Source organism: Variovorax sp. JS1663, from assembly GCF_002157355.1.
Classification (GTDB): domain Bacteria; phylum Pseudomonadota; class Gammaproteobacteria; order Burkholderiales; family Burkholderiaceae_C; genus Variovorax.
This window is the reverse complement of record NZ_LYMK01000026.1, coordinates 58,170-76,979: the sequence shown is the minus strand read 5'-3', so window position 1 is coordinate 76,979 and position 18,810 is coordinate 58,170. Positions and strand designations below refer to the sequence as shown.

Annotated in this window: 18 protein-coding genes and 1 tRNA gene; 5 read left to right on the top strand and 14 right to left on the bottom strand. The window is 66.1% G+C overall.

The features are described 5' to 3' along the window. Positions 1-40: 40 nt before the first annotated feature. Positions 41-799: a tyrosine-type recombinase/integrase gene (locus A8M77_RS21155; protein WP_238136906.1), complete on the top strand. Its 759-nt coding sequence runs from the start codon at positions 41-43 to the stop codon at positions 797-799. A gap of 62 nt (positions 800-861) precedes the next feature. Here A8M77_RS21155 and A8M77_RS21150 read toward each other — a convergent pair. From A8M77_RS21150 to uvrB, 10 genes are all read right to left on the bottom strand, one after another. After that, positions 862-936: transfer RNA gene (locus tag A8M77_RS21150), tRNA-Val, on the bottom strand. Positions 937-998: 62 nt separating this feature from the next. Beyond that, a complete protein-coding gene (gene dnaQ, locus A8M77_RS21145) occupies positions 999-1,718 on the bottom strand; it encodes a DNA polymerase III subunit epsilon (protein ID WP_086923485.1) in 720 nt (239 codons plus the stop codon). 89 nt (positions 1,719-1,807) lie between these two features. Then, on the bottom strand, positions 1,808-2,146 hold the full coding sequence (fdx, locus tag A8M77_RS21140; protein WP_086923484.1) for an ISC system 2Fe-2S type ferredoxin: 339 nt from the start codon (positions 2,144-2,146) through the stop codon (positions 1,808-1,810). Between the two features lie 7 nt (positions 2,147-2,153). Beyond that, complete coding sequence (gene hscA / locus A8M77_RS21135) at positions 2,154-4,010, bottom strand: Fe-S protein assembly chaperone HscA (RefSeq protein ID WP_086923483.1); 1,857 nt, start codon at positions 4,008-4,010, stop codon at positions 2,154-2,156. A 4-nt stretch (positions 4,011-4,014) separates the two neighbouring features. Further along, a complete protein-coding gene (gene hscB, locus A8M77_RS21130; protein WP_086923482.1) occupies positions 4,015-4,533 on the bottom strand; it encodes a Fe-S protein assembly co-chaperone HscB in 519 nt (172 codons plus the stop codon). 69 nt (positions 4,534-4,602) lie between these two features. Then, a complete protein-coding gene (iscA, locus tag A8M77_RS21125; protein ID WP_086923481.1) occupies positions 4,603-4,926 on the bottom strand; it encodes an iron-sulfur cluster assembly protein IscA in 324 nt (107 codons plus the stop codon). Position 4,927: 1 nt separating this feature from the next. Next, positions 4,928-5,341, bottom strand: coding sequence for a Fe-S cluster assembly scaffold IscU (gene iscU, locus A8M77_RS21120; protein ID WP_086923480.1), 414 nt, complete (start codon positions 5,339-5,341; stop codon positions 4,928-4,930). A 24-nt stretch (positions 5,342-5,365) separates the two neighbouring features. Next, on the bottom strand, positions 5,366-6,586 hold the full coding sequence (locus A8M77_RS21115; protein WP_086923479.1) for an IscS subfamily cysteine desulfurase: 1,221 nt from the start codon (positions 6,584-6,586) through the stop codon (positions 5,366-5,368). Positions 6,587-6,658: 72 nt separating this feature from the next. Next, positions 6,659-7,195, bottom strand: coding sequence for a Fe-S cluster assembly transcriptional regulator IscR (iscR, locus tag A8M77_RS21110; RefSeq protein ID WP_086923478.1), 537 nt, complete (start codon positions 7,193-7,195; stop codon positions 6,659-6,661). Positions 7,196-7,413: 218 nt separating this feature from the next. Next, positions 7,414-9,534 carry an excinuclease ABC subunit UvrB gene (gene uvrB / locus A8M77_RS21105; RefSeq protein ID WP_086923477.1) on the bottom strand — a complete coding sequence of 707 codons (2,121 nt, stop codon included), beginning with the start codon at positions 9,532-9,534 and terminating at the stop codon, positions 7,414-7,416. Positions 9,535-9,664: 130 nt separating this feature from the next. On the opposite strand from uvrB, the gene A8M77_RS21100 reads away from it, so the two are divergent. The 4 genes from A8M77_RS21100 (at position 9,665) to A8M77_RS21085 (ending at position 13,617) form a co-directional block, all read left to right on the top strand. Next, positions 9,665-10,861, top strand: a complete 1,197-nt coding sequence (locus A8M77_RS21100) for an amino acid aminotransferase (protein ID WP_086923476.1) — start codon at positions 9,665-9,667, stop codon at positions 10,859-10,861. Between the two features lie 109 nt (positions 10,862-10,970). Further along, positions 10,971-12,359, top strand: a complete 1,389-nt coding sequence (locus tag A8M77_RS21095; RefSeq protein WP_086923475.1) for a polyhydroxyalkanoate depolymerase — start codon at positions 10,971-10,973, stop codon at positions 12,357-12,359. Between the two features lie 2 nt (positions 12,360-12,361). Next, positions 12,362-12,985 (top strand): RnfABCDGE type electron transport complex subunit B, encoded by a 624-nt coding sequence (locus A8M77_RS21090; protein WP_086923474.1) that lies wholly within the window; start codon positions 12,362-12,364, stop codon positions 12,983-12,985. Then, positions 12,982-13,617 carry a LysE family translocator gene (locus tag A8M77_RS21085; RefSeq protein WP_086923473.1) on the top strand — a complete coding sequence of 212 codons (636 nt, stop codon included), beginning with the start codon at positions 12,982-12,984 and terminating at the stop codon, positions 13,615-13,617. The genes A8M77_RS21090 and A8M77_RS21085 overlap by 4 nt, the downstream gene beginning before the upstream one ends. Positions 13,618-13,624: 7 nt before the next feature. Here the strand turns inward: A8M77_RS21085 and A8M77_RS21080 are convergent, their stop codons facing one another. From A8M77_RS21080 to meaB, 4 genes are read right to left on the bottom strand one after another with little or no spacing between them, the layout of a single operon-like run. Beyond that, on the bottom strand, positions 13,625-14,116 hold the full coding sequence (locus A8M77_RS21080) for a VOC family protein (protein ID WP_086923472.1): 492 nt from the start codon (positions 14,114-14,116) through the stop codon (positions 13,625-13,627). A 13-nt stretch (positions 14,117-14,129) separates the two neighbouring features. Then, positions 14,130-16,178, bottom strand: coding sequence for an acetyl-CoA carboxylase biotin carboxylase subunit (locus A8M77_RS21075; protein ID WP_086923471.1), 2,049 nt, complete (start codon positions 16,176-16,178; stop codon positions 14,130-14,132). 17 nt (positions 16,179-16,195) lie between these two features. Then, complete coding sequence (locus A8M77_RS21070; protein ID WP_086923470.1) at positions 16,196-17,728, bottom strand: acyl-CoA carboxylase subunit beta; 1,533 nt, start codon at positions 17,726-17,728, stop codon at positions 16,196-16,198. Beyond that, positions 17,725-18,810: a methylmalonyl Co-A mutase-associated GTPase MeaB gene (gene meaB, locus A8M77_RS21065; protein WP_086923469.1), complete on the bottom strand. Its 1,086-nt coding sequence runs from the start codon at positions 18,808-18,810 to the stop codon at positions 17,725-17,727. Before meaB ends, A8M77_RS21070 begins: the two co-directional genes overlap by 4 nt.

Below are 18,810 nucleotides of genomic sequence, written 5' to 3'. Positions count from 1 at the left end.
GACGAAGCCCATAGCCGGCGATCCGCTCTTGGAAACGATCATGCCGCTGTACATGGAGCACGCCAAGACCACACGCTGGCCCGACCAGGCCGAACTGTGCGCCCAGCGCATCCAACCTTGGCTGACGGGCTACAGAGCCTCTCAGGCCCGCGAGGTGGCCGCCAAGATCATCAGGGACATGAAGCCAGCCTACAAGCCGGCCACGATTAACCGGAGCCTGGCGGCGCTCAAGAAGGCGCTATCGCTCGCATGGGATCTCGGCATGACGCAGGTCAACCATGGGATGGAAATCAAGAGCCTGCCGCCGAACAACAAGCGCGAAGTGTTTCTGACCGAGGATGAGGTTCGCCACTTGGCCTCGCACTGCGCTGAAGGCGTGCAGGCCGCCATCTGGATTGCCCTGTACACAGGGGCACGGCGCGGCGAGATTCTGGCGATGAAGCCGGCAGACGTGGGGAACCACTCGCTGACCATTCATGCGCAAAACACCAAGACTCTGCGGACGAGGGTGATCCCGATCGTTGATCCGCTGTGGCGCTGGCTGTCAGTGCTTCCGCTGCCCTACAAGGACTATGAAGGGCTCAAGAGCGGGTTTCAGCGCGGGCGGACGAAGGCCGGTATGGAGCATGTGAATTTCCACGATTTGAGGCATTCCTGCGCCTCGATCTTGATCTCCAGCGGCGCGGACCTGTACACGGTTAGCAAGATCCTTGGGCACGCCGCTGTGACCACCACCCAGCGCTATGCCCACATGCAGGTCGAGCAGCAGCGCTCCGCCTTGGCGAAGGCCTTCGCATGAGATTACACAAAAATTTGCACAGGCCCGGTGGGCTTGGCCTTGGGAAAACATCGTTTCCCGAGTGGTGGGCGGTGGAGGTTTCGAACCTCCGACCCCAGCAGTGTGAATGCTGTGCTCTACCCCTGAGCTAACCGCCCTCGACGCGAGCCGTGGGCTGCGTCTTGATGGATCTTCGCACCGCTCGGCGCGAAGCCTGCGATTATGCCACAGTATTTTCGCCTGCTTGCCGAAAAATCGTCCGGCCGTTGCTGGCCTTGTCGAGCTGCAACAGGAGCTCCTCGTGTGCGGCGAGTTCGTGATCAGCGGCGGTGAGTATCGGCAAGACGAAGCTACGCAGATCGACCATGACCATTGCGCCCTGCACTGGCTCGTTGGTGACGATGTCGATCAAGAGCGCGTCCTGGCCGCGCGTGAGGTTGATGTAGACATCCGCCAGCAGCTGTGCATCGAGCTTGGCGCCGTGGAAGGTCCGGTTCGAGCGGTCAACACCGAAGCGATCGCACAGCGCATCGAGCGAGTTGCGCTTGCCCGGATAGGCCGCCTTCGCCATCGACAGCGTGTCGGTGACCTCGGCCACGAAGCTGTGCAGCGGCGGCAGGCCAGCGAGCTCGAACTCCTTGTTGAGGAAACCGACGTCGAAGGCCGCGTTGTGGATGATCAGCTCGGCATCGCGCAGGTACTCAACGATGTCGTTCGCCAGCGTTCCAAACTTCGGCTTGTCGCGCAGGAAGTCGGTGGTCAGGCCGTGCACCTTGAGCGCGTCCTCGTGGCTTTCGCGCTCGGGGTTGAAGTAGATGTGCAGGTCGTTGCCGGTTAGCTTGCGATTGAACAGCTCCACGCAGCCCAGCTCGATGACGCGGTCGCCGTTCTCGGCCGAGAGGCCTGTGGTCTCAGTGTCCAGGACGATTTGACGGGTCATCAGAGCTCCCGCCGGGCCGCCCCAAGGGAGGCCTGCGCCCCCTCGGGGCGCAGAGAGGACACAAAGTGCCGAACGTGGGGGCTCATCATTCAGTGGTTTTCTTTGGCGTGGTTGATCGAGTACTTGGGAATCTCGACCGTCAGGTCTGTCTGCCCCAGGATGGCTTGGCAGCTCAGACGAGATTGTGGCTCCAGGCCCCAGGCCCGGTCGAGCAGGTCTTCCTCGCCCTCCTCCGCCTCGTTGAGCGACTCGAAGCCCTTGCGCACGATCACGTGGCAGGTGGTGCAGGCGCAGCTCATCTCGCAGGCGTGCTCGATGTCGATATGGTTCTCGAGCAGTGCCTCGCAGATCGAGGTGCCCGCGGGCGCGTTGATTTCCGTGCCCTCGGGGCAGTACTCGGCGTGGGGAAGGATCTTGATCGTGGGCATTCGTGCTCTAGAGGGATTCGATCTTGCGGCCCGCGAGCGCGCGTGCAATGCCCGCGTTCATGCGCTGCGCGGCGAAGGCTTCGGTGCCGTCGGCCAGGGCCTTGGTCGCCGCCTCGATGGCAGCGGTGTCAGAGGTCGAGCGCGTGCTGCTGAGAGCATCCATCAACGCCTCGATGGACTCGCGCTCCTCAACGCTCAGCAGATCGCCATCCGCATCGAGCGCACTGCGGGTGGCCAGCAGCATGCGGTCAGCGTCCACGCGTGCCTCGACCAGCGCGCGCGCCTGCATGTCCTGCTGCGCGGTGGAAAAGCTGTCTTGCAGCATCTTCGCAATCTGCTCGTCGGACAGGCCGTAGGAAGGCTTCACCTTGACGCTGGCCTCCACGCCGCTGCCCTGCTCCCTGGCACTCACGCTGAGCAGGCCGTCGGCATCGACGGTGAAGGTGACGCGGATGCGCGCGGCGCCCGCGGCCATCGGCGGAATGCCGCGCAGCTCGAAGCGCGCGAGGCTGCGGCAGTCGGCCACCAGGTCGCGCTCGCCCTGCACCACGTGCAGTGCCAGCGCCGTCTGGCCGTCCTGGTAGGTGGTGAAGTCCTGCGCCATCGCCGTCGGGATGGTCTGGTTGCGCGGCACGATGCGCTCGACCAGGCCGCCCATGGTCTCGATGCCGAGCGACAGCGGGATCACATCAAGCAGCAGCAGGTCGTCCGCGCCGCTGTTGCCGGCAAGCTGGTTGGCCTGGATCGCCGCGCCGAGCGCGACGACCTCGTCGGGATCGAGGTTGGTCAGGGGTTCGCGGCCGAAGAGCCCGGCGACGGCACGCCGGATCTGCGGCATGCGCGTGGCGCCGCCGACGAGGACGACGCCCTGCAGCTCGTTGGGCTGCAGGCGTGCATCGCGCAGGGCCTTGCGCACCGCCACCAGCGTCCGCGCGGTCAGGCTTTCCGTGGCGGCCTCGAATTCGGCGCGGGAGACCTCCAGCTGCAGCGGACCGCCAGCCAGCGCGGCCGAGAAGCCGGCCGTGTCCGCGTTCGACAAGGCCTCCTTGGCGGCTCGGGCGGCCATGAGCAATGCCGCCTTGTCGGCGTCGCCCTGTGCCTCGCGGCCGGCACGCGCCAGCGCAGTGCCGGCCAGCGCATGGTCGTAGTCGTCGCCGCCGAGCGCCGAGTCACCGCCGGTGGCGATGACCTCGAACACGCCTTGCGTCAGCCGCAGGATCGAGATGTCGAAGGTGCCGCCGCCGAGGTCGTAGACCGCGTAGACGCCCTCGCTGCCATTGTCCAGCCCGTAGGCGATCGCGGCCGCTGTCGGCTCGCTGATCAGGCGCAGCAGGTTGATCCCGGCGAGTTGGGCTGCATCCTTGGTCGCCTGGCGCTGGCCTTCGTCGAAGTACGCCGGTACGGTGATGACGGCGCCGTGGAGTTCGTCGTCGAAGGTGTCCTCGGCACGGTAGCGCAGAGTCGCGAGGATCTCCGCGCTCACCTCGACCGGAGACTTGGGACCGGCAGCCGTCTGCACCTGCACCATCCCGGCATCGCCGGCCAGGCGATAGGCCATCGCCTCGCGGTTCACCACGTCCTGCAGGCCGCGGCCCATCAGGCGCTTCACCGAGGTGATGACGTTGCCTGGATCGGCCGCGCGCGCCGCCAGCGCGTCGAAACCGATCTGGCGGCGGTCCTTGTCGAGATAGCGCACGGCCGAGGGCAGGATCACGCGCCCTTCGGCGTCGGGCAGGCACTCGGCCACGCCGTTGCGCACGGCCGCCACCAGCGAGTGCGTGGTGCCGAGGTCGATGCCGACGGCGATCCTGCGCTGGTGGGGATCGGGTGCCTGGCCTGGTTCTGAAATCTGCAGCAATGCCATGGCTCTATTGTCCCCAGCGATCGGACTTGGCCTCGATGTCTTCGGCAAAGCGCTCGATGAACATGAGGGCTCTCACCTGCTTCGCTGCGCCGGCATGGTCACCCTTCTCGTCGATCAGCCAGTCCAGCGACGACAGTGCCCGGGCACGACCGGCCTCGACTTCCGTGCGCAGCCGGTCGATCGCGGCAGTGTCTTCGGCCTCGTCGAGTTCCTCGCGCCATTCCATCTGCTGCATCAGGAAGTCGGGCGGCATGGCCGTGTTCTTCTCGGCGTCGATGGGATGGCCGCTCAGCGCGCACAGGTAGCTCGCCCGCTTTATCGGGTCCTTCAGCCGCTGGTAGGCCTCGTTGATGCGCACCGACCACTGCATGGCCACGCGCTGCGCCGCCGCGCCCTGGGCCGCGAAACGGTCGGGATGCGCCTCGCGCTGCAATTCCTTCCAGCGTGCGTCCAGCGCCGCGCGGTCCTGCGCGAAGGTCGCCGGCACGGCGAAGAGTTCGAAGTCGGTGTCGTTCAGGTTCATGGCGTCAAAAAGCCGCCAGCCCATGACCGGGTGGTGGCGGCTAGGACGGGAAGCCGGTGGAAGTCGGGTTCAGATCCGGAAGCTCTCGCCGCAGCCACAGCGGTCACGTTCGTTCGGGTTGTTGAACTTGAAACCCTCGTTGAGTCCCTCACGCACAAAGTCAAGCTGCGTGCCGTCGATGTAGGCCAGGCTCTTGGGATCGACGAGCACTTTCACGCCGTGATCCTCGAAGACCACGTCTTCGGGCGCCATCTCGTCCACGTACTCGAGCTTGTAGGCCAGGCCCGAGCAGCCCGTGGTCTTGACGCCCAGCCGCACGCCCACGCCCTTGCCTCGCTTGCCGAGGTAGCGGGTGACGTGGCGCGCAGCGGCTTCGGTCAGGGTCACAGCCATGTCAGTGAACAGCTTCCGTCTTCGCCACGGCAGCGCCGTGCTTGGTCTTGTAGTCGTTGACCGCGGCCTTGATCGCGTCTTCCGCGAGGATCGAGCAGTGGATCTTGACGGGGGGCAGGGCCAGCTCTTCGGCGATCTGCGCGTTCTTCAGCGCGGCCGCCTCGTCGAGCGTCTTGCCCTTGACCCACTCGGTCACCAGCGAGGAGGAAGCGATCGCAGAGCCGCAGCCATAGGTCTTGAAGCGCGCGTCCTCGATCACGCCGGTCTCCGGGTTGACCTTGATCTGCAGCTTCATGACGTCGCCGCATGCCGGGGCGCCGACCATACCGGTGCCCACCGTATCGTCGCCCTTTTCGAAGGAGCCGACGTTGCGGGGGTTTTCATAGTGGTCGATGACCTTGGATGAATAAGCCATGGGGTACCTCTCAGTCTTTGTTTGTCAATGCGCCGACCACTGGATCGTGCTGATGTCGATGCCGTCCTGGAACATTTCCCACAGGGGGCTCAGCTCGCGCAGCTTGGCAACGTTGTGCTTGATGGTCGCGACCGCGTAGTCGATCTCTTCCTCGGTCGTGAAGCGCCCGAAGGTCATGCGCAGGCTGCTGTGGGCCAGTTCGTCGCTGCGGCCCAGCGCGCGCAGCACGTAGCTGGGCTCCAGGCTGGCCGAGGTGCAGGCCGAGCCGCTGGACACCGCGATGCCCTTGATGCCCATGATCAGCGACTCGCCCTCGACATAGTTGAAGCTCATGTTGAGGTTGTGCGGCACACGTTGCGCGAGGTCGCCGTTGATGAAGACCTGCTCGACGTCCTTCAGGCCATCGAGCATGCGCTGCTGCAGCGCCCGCGCCTTGACGATGTCCTGCGCCATCTCCAACTTGGCGATGCGGAAGGCCTCGCCCATGCCGACGATCTGGTGGGTCGGCAGGGTGCCGGAGCGCATGCCGCGCTCGTGACCACCGCCGTGCATCTGGGCCTCCAGCCGCACGCGCGGCTTGCGGCGCACGTACAGCGCGCCGATGCCCTTGGGGCCATAGGTCTTGTGCGAGGCCAGGCTCATCAGGTCGATCGGCAGCGTCTTGAGGTCGATCTCGACCTTGCCGGTGGCCTGCGCCGCATCGACGTGGAAGATCACGCCCTTCTCGCGGCAGAGGGTGCCCAGGGCGACGACGTCCTGGATCACGCCGATTTCGTTGTTCACGAACATCACACTCGCGAGGATGGTATCGGGCCGGATCGCGGCCTTGAAGGCTTCCAGGTCGAGCAGGCCGTTTTCCTGCACGTCCATGTAGGTCACGTCGAAGCCCTGGCGCTCCAGTTCGCGCATGGTGTCGAGCACCGCCTTGTGCTCGGTCTTGACCGTGATCAGGTGCTTGCCCTTGCTCTTGTAGAAGTGGGCCGCGCCCTTGAGGGCCAGGTTGTTCGACTCGGTGGCGCCCGAGGTCCAGACGATCTCGCGCGGATCGGCGCCGATCAGTTCGGCCACCTGGGTCCGCGCCTTCTCGACCGCCTCTTCCGCTTCCCAGCCCCAGGCGTGACTGCGCGATGCCGGGTTGCCGAAATGCTCGCGCAGCCAGGGAATCATCGCGTCGACCACGCGCGGGTCGACCGGCGTCGTGGCGCCGTAGTCGAGATAGATCGGGAAATGGGGGGTGACATCCATGGCTGGCTCGTGCTGGCGTGGGGTTGGCTGTTCTCTGGCGAATTCGGGACGGCGCCCGGGGGCGCCGCCGGATCAGGACTTGGCGAAGGCGTTGCCCAGGGCGAATACCGAATTGGGCGCATTGACCCGGATCGGCTTGACCACCGGCTGGCTGGAAATCGCGCGCTTCACGGCCGGCTTGTTCTCGATCTGCACGCCCTTGGCGATCTGGTCGTCCACGAGCTTCTGCAGCGTGACGGAATCCAGGAACTCCACCATGCGCTGGTTCAGGGAGGCCCACAACTCGTGGGTCATGCAGCGGCCGGCTTCGCCAAGGCAGTTTTCCTTGCCCCCGCACTGCGTGGCGTCGATGGGCTCATCGACGGAAACAATGATGTCGGCGACGGTGATTTCCGATGCCTTGCGGCCCAACGAGTAGCCGCCGCCGGGGCCGCGCGTCGACTCGACCAGTTCATGGCGGCGAAGCTTGCCGAACAGCTGCTCGAGGTACGACAGAGAGATCTGCTGCCGCTGGCTGATCGCGGCCAGCGTGACCGGACCGGAGTTCTGGCGCAGCGCCAGGTCGATCATGGCTGTGACCGCAAAACGGCCTTTGGTAGTGAGACGCATCGCAAGCTCCTATGAGTGCTTACCGTTGAAAAGACACCGCGGCGTTGTGGGCTTTGGTGACACCGTCTCCGCCCTTCCCGACCCGCAACTGGGTGATCCAGTTGGTAAGAGCCGGTCCTTCATCGCGAAGTTCTCTTGTTCTTGAGTATTTCGCTCAAGTATAACAGAAGCCCCTCCGGGCTGCTCGGGTAAACCCCATTGCAGGGTTCGGGGGGTGCTCAGGCCGCCACGTCCGGTCCGATGTTGTCCTTGCCGGAGGCCCCGAAAGCCTGTTCACGCAGGAGCGCCAGCTGGTCGCGGACCCGGGCGGCCTTCTCGAATTCGAGATTGCGTGCGTGCTCCAGCATCTGCTTCTCGAGCCGCTTGATCTCGCGCGCCATGTCTTTTTCGGACATGTCCTCCACCTTGGCGCGCTCGAGTTCCCGCTTCGCGTTTTCCTTGCTGCTTTTCTCGCTGTAGACGCCGTCGATCAGGTCGCGCACCTGCTTGACGATGCTGCGCGGCGTGATGCCATGGGCCTGGTTGTAGTCGATCTGCCGGGCGCGGCGGCGCTCGGTCTCGCCGATGGCCTTCCGCATCGAATCGGTCATCCGGTCGGCATAGAGGATGGCCTTGCCGTTCATGTTCCGCGCCGCTCGGCCGATGGTCTGGATCAGCGAGCGCTCGGCACGCAGGAAGCCTTCCTTGTCGGCATCCAGGATCGCCACCAGCGACACCTCGGGAATGTCCAGGCCTTCGCGCAGCAGGTTGATGCCGACCAGCACGTCGAAGGTGCCCAGCCGCAGATCGCGCAGGATCTCCACCCGCTCGACCGTGTCGACGTCGCTGTGCAGGTAGCGCACCTTGACGCCGTTGTCGCCCAGGTAGTCCGTGAGCTGCTCGGCCATGCGCTTGGTCAGAGTGGTGATCAGCACGCGCTCGTTCTTCTCCACGCGCAGGCGGATTTCCTGCAGCACGTCGTCCACCTGGTGGGTGGCAGGCCGGACCTCGACCTCGGGGTCGATCAGCCCGGTCGGCCGCACCAGTTGCTCGACCACGTTGCCGGCATGGTCCCGCTCGTACTGCGCCGGCGTGGCAGAGACGAAGACGCACTGCCGCATGCGGGTCTCGAATTCGTCGAACTTGAGCGGGCGGTTGTCCAGCGCGGAGGGCAGCCGGAAGCCGTACTCCACCAGCGTGGTCTTGCGCGCCCTATCGCCGTTGTACATCGCGCTGAGCTGGCCGATCATCTGGTGGCTCTCGTCAAGGAACATGAGGGCGTCCTTCGGCAGGTAGTCCGTCAGCGTCGCCGGCGGCTCACCGGGCGCCGCGCCCGAAAGGTGGCGCGTGTAGTTCTCGATGCCCTTGCAGTGGCCGATCTCGGCCAGCATCTCCAGGTCGAAGCGGGTGCGCTGCTCCAGGCGCTGCGCCTCGACGAGCTTGCCGTCGCCCACCAGTTCCTTGAGCCGCTGATCGAGCTCGACCTTGATGGTCTCCACCGCGTTCAGCACCTTGTCGCGCGGCGTCACGTAATGGCTGGACGGATAGACGGTGAAGCGCGGGATCTTCTGGCGGATGCGCCCCGTGAGCGGATCGAAGAGCTGCAGAGACTCGATCTCGTCATCGAAGAGCTCGATGCGGATCGCCAGCTCGCTGTGCTCGGCCGGGAAGACGTCGATGGTGTCGCCGCGCACACGGAAGGTGCCGCGCGCGAAGTCCTGCTCGTTGCGCGTGTACTGCATTCGGATCAGCCGCGAGATCACGTCGCGCTGGCCGATCTTGTCGCCGGTGCGCATGATGAAGCGCATCTGCGTGTAGTCCTCAGGCGTGCCGATGCCGTAGATCGCGCTCACGGTGGCGACGATCACCGTGTCGCGCCGCTCCAGCACGCTCTTGGTGGCCGACAGGCGCATCTGCTCGATGTGCTCGTTGATCGAGCTGTCCTTCTCGATGAACAGGTCGCGCTGCGGGACGTAGGCCTCGGGCTGGTAGTAGTCGTAGTAGCTGACGAAGTACTCGACCGCGTTCTTGGGGAAGAACTCCCGGAACTCGCTGTAGAGCTGCGCCGCCAGCGTCTTGTTGGGCGCGAACACGATGGCCGGCCGCCCCAGGCGGGCGATCACGTTGGCCATGGTGAAGGTCTTGCCCGAGCCGGTCACGCCCAGGAGGGTCTGGAACACCTCGCCGTCGCGAACGCCCTCGACCAGGCCGGCGATCGCATCGGGCTGGTCGCCGGCCGGCGGATAGGGCTGATAGAGCTCGAAAGGCGAATCCGGGAAATGGATGAATTCGCCCTGCTTGACGGGGCCCACGGGCTCGGCTTGGGGCCGATCCGGGATGACTTCGGTGGTTTCAGGCATGGCGGTCCAGGTCAGTTGCGGCTCGGCCGGTAAAATTCAAGCGAACTCGAAAGGCTAACCCAGCCACGAGCCAAGGCGCAAACCCGGCCGGGTCCGGGGGCGAATCGCATCACCCAAAGGACTTTTCTCCATGTCAATGTTCACCGCCGTCGAGATGGCGCCGCGCGACCCGATCCTGGGCCTCAACGAGCAATTCGCCGCCGATAGCAATCCCAACAAGGTCAACCTCGGCGTCGGCGTGTACTACGACGACAACGGCAAGCTGCCCCTGCTGCGCTGCGTACAGGCGGTCGAGGAGGACATGATCAAATCGCCCAAGGCGCGGGGCTACCTGCCCATCGACGGCATCGTGGCCTATGACGAGGCCGTCAAGGGCCTGGTGTTCGGTGTCGGCAGCGAGCCGGTCAAGTCCGGCCGTGTCGCCACCATTCAGGGCCTGGGCGGCACCGGCGGGCTGAAGGTCGGCGCCGACTTCCTCAAGAAGCTCAGCCCGAACGCCAAGGTGCTGATCAGCAGCCCGAGCTGGGAGAACCACCGCGCCCTGTTCACCCAGGCCGGCTTCGTGGTCGAGGAGTACCCCTACTACGACGCGGCCAAGCGCGGCATCGATTTCGACGGCATGCTGAGCGCGCTGAACACCGCCCCGGCCGGCACGATCGTCGTGCTGCATGCCTGCTGCCACAACCCGACCGGCTACGACATCCGCGCCGACCAGTGGGACCAGGTGGTTGCCGCGGTGAAGGCCCGGAACCTGGTCGCCTTCCTCGACATGGCCTACCAGGGCTTCGGCTACGGCATCCAGGAAGACGGTGCGGCGATCGCCAAGTTCGTCGCCGCCGGCCTGAGCTTCTTCGTCTCCACCTCCTTCTCCAAGAGCTTCAGCCTCTACGGAGAGCGCGTCGGCGCCCTCTCGGTGCTGTGCGAGAACAAGGAAGAAGCGGCCCGCGTGCTGAGCCAGCTCAAGATCATGATCCGCACCAACTACAGCAACCCGCCGACCCATGGCGGCGCCGTGGTGGCGGCCGTGCTGAGCACGCCCGAACTGCGTACCCTGTGGGAGCAGGAGCTCGGCGAGATGCGCGACCGCATCAAGCTGATGCGCCACAAGCTGGTCGACGGCCTCACGGCCGCGGGCGTGAAACAGGACATGCGCTTCATCACCGACCAGATCGGCATGTTCAGCTATTCAGGCCTGAGCAAGGATCAGATGGTGCGCCTGCGCCAGGAGTTCGGCGTCTACGGCACCGACACCGGCCGCATGTGCGTGGCTGCGCTCAACAGCAAGAACATCGACTACGTCTGCCAGAGCATCGCCAAGGTGCTATAAAAAACCAGAAGGGGCGCCCCTGCACGTCCCCGTTTTGGGTACTTCTGCCTAGCACATTCGCGGATGCTGCTGCTATATTGCATCGCAACATCCGCCGACACTCCCCCCGATGCTCTACCAACTCTACGAGGCACAGCGCTCCCTGATGGAGCCCTTTGCCGATTTCGCGCAGGCTGCTTCCAAACTCTACGGCCAGGGTGGCATCTTCGGCCAGGCGCCGATGGCACAGCGCGTGGCCGCCGGCTACGACCTGCTCTACCGACTGGGCAAGGACTACGAGAAACCCGAGTTCGACATCAAGACGGTCAGCGTCGACAACGACGACGTGGTCATCCAGGAGGTCATCGAGATCGAGAAGCCCTTCTGCCAGCTGCGCCGCTTCAAGCGTTTCACCGACGATCCCCACACCCTGCAGACCCTCAAGGGCCAGCCCGTGGTCCTGATCGTGGCGCCCCTGTCGGGCCACTACGCCACGCTGCTGCGCGACACGGTGCGCACCATGCTGCAGGACCACAAGGTCTATGTCACCGACTGGGTCAATGCCCGCCTCGTGCCCTTGTCGGATGGCGAGTTCCACCTCGATGACTACATCAACTACGTCGAGGAATTCATCCGCCACCTTCAGAACCAGTACGGCAACTGCCACGTCATCAGCGTCTGCCAGCCGACCGTGCCGGTACTGGCCGCCGTGTCGCTGATGGCGAGCCGTGGCGAGAAAGTGCCACTGTCGCTGACCATGATGGGCGGCCCCATCGATGCCCGCAAGTCGCCCACCGCGGTCAACAACCTGGCGATGAACAAGAGCTACGAGTGGTTCGAGAACAACGTGATCTACCGCGTGCCGCAGGGCTTCCCTGGCGCGGGCCGGCGCGTCTACCCAGGCTTCCTGCAGCACACCGGCTTCGTCGCGATGAACCCGGATCGTCATGCCAGCAGCCACTACGACTACTTCAAGGACCTGATCAAGGGCGACGACGCCAGCGCCGAGGCGCACCGCAAGTTCTATGACGAGTACAACGCCGTGCTCGACATGGATGCGGACTACTACCTCGACACGATCCGCACCGTGTTCCAGGACTTCGACCTGGTCAACGGCACCTGGGACGTGCGCAACCCCGAAGGCGTGCTCGAGCGCGTGCGCCCGCAGGACATCCATTCCACCGGCGTGCTGACCGTCGAAGGCGAGCTAGACGACATCTCCGGCGCCGGCCAGACGCGCGCCGCGCACGAGCTCTGCACCGGTGTCCCCGCTTCCCACCAGCAGCATTACGAGGTCAAGGGCGCCGGGCACTACGGCATCTTCAGCGGCCGCCGCTGGCGCGAGAAGGTGTACCCCGAGGTCAAGGCCTTCATCATCGCGCACGACAAGCCGCAGAAGCGCGCGAGCCGTGGCGGCGTGACGGCCGAAGACACGATCAAGGTAGCCGCTGCGGCCAAGACGCCGGCTGCGGCGCGCAAGTCCGCGCCTGCACGCCGGACGCGCGGCACCGCGCGCTAGCCGTGAACGCGCTGGCCGGGCGCATCCTCGACGCGCTGCCGCAGACGCAGTGCACGCGCTGCGGCTATGCGGATTGCGCCGGCTACGCCCAGGCCATCGCCGATGGCGAAGCCACCATCCATCAATGCCCGCCGGGTGGCGCCGAGGGCGTGGTCCGGTTGTCGCAGCTCACGGGCCAGCCGGTGCAGCCGGTCGATCCGCAATTCGGCACCGAGGCCCCCCGGGCGATGGCGGTGATCGATGAGGCCTGGTGCATCGGCTGCACCCTGTGCCTAGACGCCTGCCCGACCGATGCGATCCTGGGCATCCACAAGCGCATGCACACCGTGATCGAAGCCCACTGCACCGGCTGCGAACTGTGCATCCCGGTCTGCCCGGTCGACTGCATTTCCCTCGAGGTAGCCACACCCGGCCGCAGCGGCTGGCAGGCCTGGTCGCAGGCGCAGGCCGACGAGGCGCGCCGGCGTTACGATGCCCACCGACGTCGCCACGACGAGGACGAGCCCCGCGCGACCGCTCCGACCGAAGTGGCGACAGCCTCCGAACGCAAGCGCAGCGTCGTCGAAGCTGCCCTCGCCCGCGCCCGAGCGGCCGCATCCAACCCCGACACCAGGAAGCGTCCATGAACCTCGACACTCTGCTCCTCTACCTGGCTGCCTCCGTCGTGCTGGCGATCACGCCCGGTCCGACCATGCTGCTGGCCATGTCCAACGGCATCGCCGGCGGCATGCGTGCCGCGGTCTGGGGGATCGTCGGGGCCTCGGTCGGCGCGGCCATCCTGATCACCGTCGTCGCCCTGGGCCTGGGTTCGCTGCTGGCGGCCTCCGAATGGCTCTTCAACGCGCTGCGAGTGGCAGGCGTCGCCTACCTGGTCTGGCTCGGCATCAAGATGTGGCGCAGCCAGCCCGTCGACATCCGCGCCGCGCTGGCCGCATCGCCGGCCGACGCCCTGTCCGGGCGCATCGCCTTCCTGCGCAGCCTGACGGTGGCGCTGTCCAATCCCAAGACGCTGCTCTTCTTCGCCGCTTTCCTGCCCCAGTTCATCAACACCGCCAGCCCCCAGGGCCCGCAATACCTGGTGCTCGGCGCCATCTTCATCGGCATCGACACCGGCATCATGCTGGGCTATGCCGCCGCCGGCACGCAGGCGGTGCGCTGGCTCTCGCGGCGCGGCCTGCGCATGCTCAACCGCGGCTGCGCCGCCGGGATGTGGCTGCTGGCCGCCACGCTGGCCCTCTGGCGCCGTCCCGGCGTGTGAGCAGCACTCAGGCCGCCAGGGCGGCGAAGGCCTTTACCACCTCGGGCGGCGCCTGCACCAGCTCGATCAGCACGCCCTCGCCACTGACCGGAAACTCTTCGCTCCCCTTGGGGTGGAGGAAGCAGATGTCGAAGCCGGCCGCGCCCTTGCGGATGCCGCCGGGCGCGAAGCGCACGCCCTTCGCGGCAAGCCAACCGACCGCGGCGGGCAGGTCGTCGATCCACAGCCCGACGTGATTGAGCGGCGTGGCATGCACCGCCGGCTTCTTCTCCGGATCCAGCGGCTGCATCAGGTCGACCTCGACCTTGAAGGGGCCGCTGCCGATCGCGCAGATGTCCTCGTCCACGTTCTCCCGCTCGCTGCGGAAGGTGCCGGTCAGCTCGAGGCCCAGCATCTCGACCCATAGTTTCTGAAGCCGCGTCTTGTCGGCCCCGCCGATCGCGATCTGCTGGATGCCGAGCACCTTGAAGGGGCGCTCCTGCGAAGAAGTGGTGGTCATGCGTGCGCCTCCCTCAGGCGAATTCCAGGATGACCTGGTCCACCGCGAGCGACTCGCCCTTCGCCGCGGCGATGCTGCCGACCACGCCGTCCTGGGTGGCGAAGAGCACGTTCTCCATCTTCATGGCCTCGATCACCGCCAGCTTCTCGCCGGCCTGCACCTGCTGGCCCGGCTGCACCGAGACCTCGACCAGCAGCCCCGGCATCGGCGACATGAGGAACTTGCTCAGGTCCGGCGGCGCCTTGTAGGGCATGAGCTCGAGCAGCCGCGCGCCCAGGGGCGACAGGACCATGGCCTCGATCTGCCTGCCGTCGTGCGCGATGCGCAGCGCCAGCGGGTTCTTGCCCGCCCCGCGCTCGACCTGCGCCGTGAAGCCGCGGCCGTTGACCGAACCCTCGACGCGGATGCTGCCCAGCGGCGCCTGGCTATCGATCTTGTAGGTGTTCGAGCCCACCGTAACGGCGCTGGCACCGGTCGGCTTGTGAAAGTCGGTCACCGTCACCGGGGTATGCACATGCTCCCCCTTCGGATCGAGCACGACCACCACGAACTGCTCGCCCACCTTCACGCCGTGGCCCGAAAGCTGGCCGCTGATGCCCGAAGCACGCGCCCGGTAGCGCCGATGCATGTAAGCCGCCAACGCGACCAGGAAGTCTGGGTCGTCATGCGGCACGTCCTCGGCGCGGAAGCCCTTGCCGTAGTGCTCGGCGATGAAGCCCGTGTTGAAGGCACCGCTGACGAAGTTCGGGTGCGCCAGGAGCGCCGCCTGGAAAGGAATGTTGCTGCTGATGCCGCGGATCACGAAGCCATTGAGCGCCTCGCGCATCATCGCGATCGCGTGGTTGCGGTCGCGCCCGTGCACGATCAGCTTGGCGATCATCGAATCGTAGAACATCGGGATCTCGCCGCCGTCGTAGACACCGGTGTCCACGCGCACGCCGTACAGGTGCCCGGTGTCGGCGGAGAACATCGTCTCCTTCGGCGGCTGGAAGCGCACCAGCCGGCCGGTCGAGGGCAGGAAGTTGCGGAACGGATCTTCCGCGTTGATGCGGCATTCAATCGCCCAGCCGTTGCGCTGCACGTCCTTCTGCGCGAGCGGCAGCTTCTCCCCGGCCGCGACCCGGATCATGAGCTCCACCAGGTCCAGCCCCGTGATCGCCTCCGTCACCGGGTGCTCCACCTGCAGCCGCGTGTTCATCTCCAGGAAGTAGAAGCTCTGGTCCTTGCCGACCACGAACTCCACCGTGCCCGCGCTCTGGTAGTTCACCGCCTTGGCCAGCGCCACGGCCTGCTCGCCCATGGCCTTGCGCGTTTCATCGCTGATGAAGGGCGAAGGTGCCTCCTCGATCACCTTCTGGTGGCGGCGCTGGATCGAGCATTCGCGCTCGTTGAGATAGATCACGTTGCCGTGCGCATCGCCCAGCACCTGGATCTCGATGTGGCGCGGCTCCTCGACGAACTTCTCGATGAACACGCGGTCGTCGCCGAAGCTGTTGCGCGCCTCGTTGCGGCAGGAAGTGAAGCCCTCGAACGCCTCCTTGTCGTTGAAGGCCACGCGCAGACCCTTGCCACCGCCGCCGGCCGAGGCCTTGATCATCACGGGGTAGCCGATCTCGCGCGCGATCTCCACCGCACGCTCGGCCGTCTCGATCGCGTCGTTCCAGCCGGGGATGGTGTTGACCTGCGCCTCGCCGGCCAGCTTCTTGGAGGCGATCTTGTCGCCCATGGCCGCGATCGAATGGTGCTTCGGGCCGATGAAGACGATGCCCTCCTCCTCGACCTTTCGGGCGAAGCCCTCGTTCTCGGACAGGAAACCGTAGCCCGGATGCACCGCCTCCGCTCCCGTCTTCTTGCAGGCCGCGATGATGCGGTCGGCCTGCAGATAGCTCTCACGGCTGGGTGAGGCGCCGATGTGCACGGCCTCATCGGCCAGCTCGACGTGGCGGGCTTCCTTGTCGGCGTCGGAATACACCGCGACCGTCCGGATGCCCATCTTCTTCGCCGTCTTGATGACGCGACAGGCGATCTCGCCGCGGTTCGCGATCAGGATCTTCTTGAACATGTTCTTCTCTCCCGGCCTCAAAGAGGAATGTTGCCGTGCTTGCGCCACGGATTCTCGAGCTTCTTCTCGCGCAGCATCACCAGGCTGCGGCAGATGCGCTTGCGCGTCTCGCTGGGCAGGATCACGTCGTCGATGTAGCCGCGCGTGCCCGCCACGTAGGGGTTGGCGAAGCGCGCCTTGTACTCGGCCTCGCGCTTGGCCAGTTTTTCGGGATCGTTCTTGTCCTCGCGGAAGATGATCTCCACCGCGCCCTTGGCGCCCATCACCGCGATCTCCGCGCGCGGCCAGGCCAGGTTGACATCGCCGCGAAGGTGCTTGGAGGCCATCACGTCGTAGGCGCCGCCATAGGCCTTGCGCGTGATCACCGTGATCTTCGGCACCGTGCATTCGGCATACGCATAGAGCAGCTTGGCGCCGTGCTTGATGATGCCGCCGTACTCCTGGCTGGTGCCGGGCATGAAGCCGGGCACGTCCACGAAGGTCACGACCGGGATGTTGAAGGCATCGCAGAAGCGCACGAAGCGCGCCGCCTTGATGGAGGACTTGATGTCCAGGCAGCCCGCCAGCACCAGCGGCTGGTTGGCCACGATGCCCACGCTCTGCCCGTCCATGCGCGCGAAGCCGATCACGATGTTCTTCGCGTAGTCCGGCTGCAGTTCGAAGAACTCGCCGTCGTCCACCACCTTGGTGATGGCCTCCTTGATGTCATAGGGCTTGTTCGGGTTGTCGGGCACCAGCGTGTCCAGCGAGGGGTCGGCGCGATCGGCCGGATCGCCGCTGGGCCGCACCGGCGCCTTCTCGCGGTTGTTCAGCGGCAGGTAGTTGTAGAGGCGGCGCAGCATCATCAGCGCCTCCACGTCGTTCTCGAAGGCCATGTCGGCCACGCCGCTCTTGGTGGTGTGGGTAGTGGCGCCGCCGAGTTCCTCGGCCGTCACGTCCTCGTGCGTCACGGTCTTCACCACGTCCGGGCCGGTGACGAACATGTAGGAGCTGTCGCGGACCATGAAGATGAAGTCGGTCATCGCCGGCGAGTAGACGGCACCGCCGGCGCAGGGGCCCATGATCATGCTGATCTGCGGCACCACGCCCGAGGCCATCACGTTGCGCTGGAACACCTCGGCATAGCCACCGAGCGAGGCCACGCCCTCCTGGATGCGCGCGCCGCCCGAGTCGTTCAGGCCAATGACGGGGGCGCCCACCTTCATCGCCTGGTCCATCACCTTGCAGATCTTCTCGGCATGCGCCTCGCTGAGCGCGCCGCCGAAGACGGTGAAGTCCTGGCTGAAGACGAACACCAGGCGGCCGTTGATCATGCCGTAGCCGGTCACCACGCCGTCGCCGGGGATCTTGGTCTGGTCCATGCCGAAATCGCTGGAGCGGTGCTCCACGAACATGTCCCATTCCTCGAAGGTGTTGTCGTCCAGCAGCAGTGCGATGCGCTCGCGCGCCGTCAGCTTGCCCTTGGCGTGCTGCGCGTCGATGCGCTTCTGGCCGCCGCCCTGCCGCGCCTGGGCGCGCCGCTTTTCGAGTTGTTCGAGGATCTCTTTCATGGTCCTGTTCCGACAGTGGTTGGTGTGTTTTCGGGATCTTGCACCTGCGCGGCCTGGGCGGCGAGCAGATTGCGCGCCGCGGTGGAGGCCGGCAGCGCGCCTGCTGCCACCTGCGCCAGCGCCTCGGGGAGCATCGCGCGCACCCTCGGGTGCTGCTTGAAGGCCTGCTTGAGCCCCGCGTCGATGCGCTCCCACATCCACGCGAGCGCCTGCTTTTCCCTGCGCGCGGCCAGCCGGCCGTTGGCGGTCTGGAGCGACTTGAACTGCAGCACCGTGTCCCAGAAGGCATCGACGCCAGTGCCGAGCAGTGCGCTCGACTGGATGACCCTGGGCTGCCACTGGACCGGCGCTGCCTGCCCGGTGCCGTGCGCCACATGCGCATGGGCCGGGTTGCCGTGATGCCCGAACAGCCGCAGCGCCGACGTGATCTGGGCCTGCGCGCGGGTCGCCGCATCGGGATCGATGTCGGCCTTGTTGATGACCACCAGGTCGGCCAGTTCCATCACGCCCTTCTTGATGGCCTGCAGGTCGTCGCCGGCGTTGGGCAGCTGCAGCAGCACGAACATGTCCGTCATGCCCGAGACCGCGGTCTCGCTCTGGCCCACGCCGACCGTCTCGACGATGACAACGTCGTAGCCCGCGGCCTCGCACACCAGCATGGCTTCGCGCGTCTTCTCCGCCACGCCGCCGAGCGTGCCGCTGGAGGGACTGGGCCGGATGTAGGCGCGCTCGTGCACCGACAGCCTTTCCATGCGCGTCTTGTCGCCGAGGATCGAGCCTCCCGAGACTGTGGACGACGGGTCGATGGTGAGCACCGCGACCCGATGGCCGCGCTCGATCAGATGCAGCCCCAGCGTCTCGATGAAGGTGGACTTGCCCACGCCCGGCACGCCCGAGATGCCCAGGCGGAACGACCGGCCGGTCAGCGGCAGCAGCGCCGTCAGCAGCTCGTCGGCCTGGGCCCGGTGATCGGCGCGCGTGGACTCGAGCAGTGTGATGGCCTTGGCGATGGCGCGGCGCTGCCGCAGGCCATCGGCCTCGGTCAGCGCTTCGACCGACACCGCGGTTCGGGCCACAGGCAT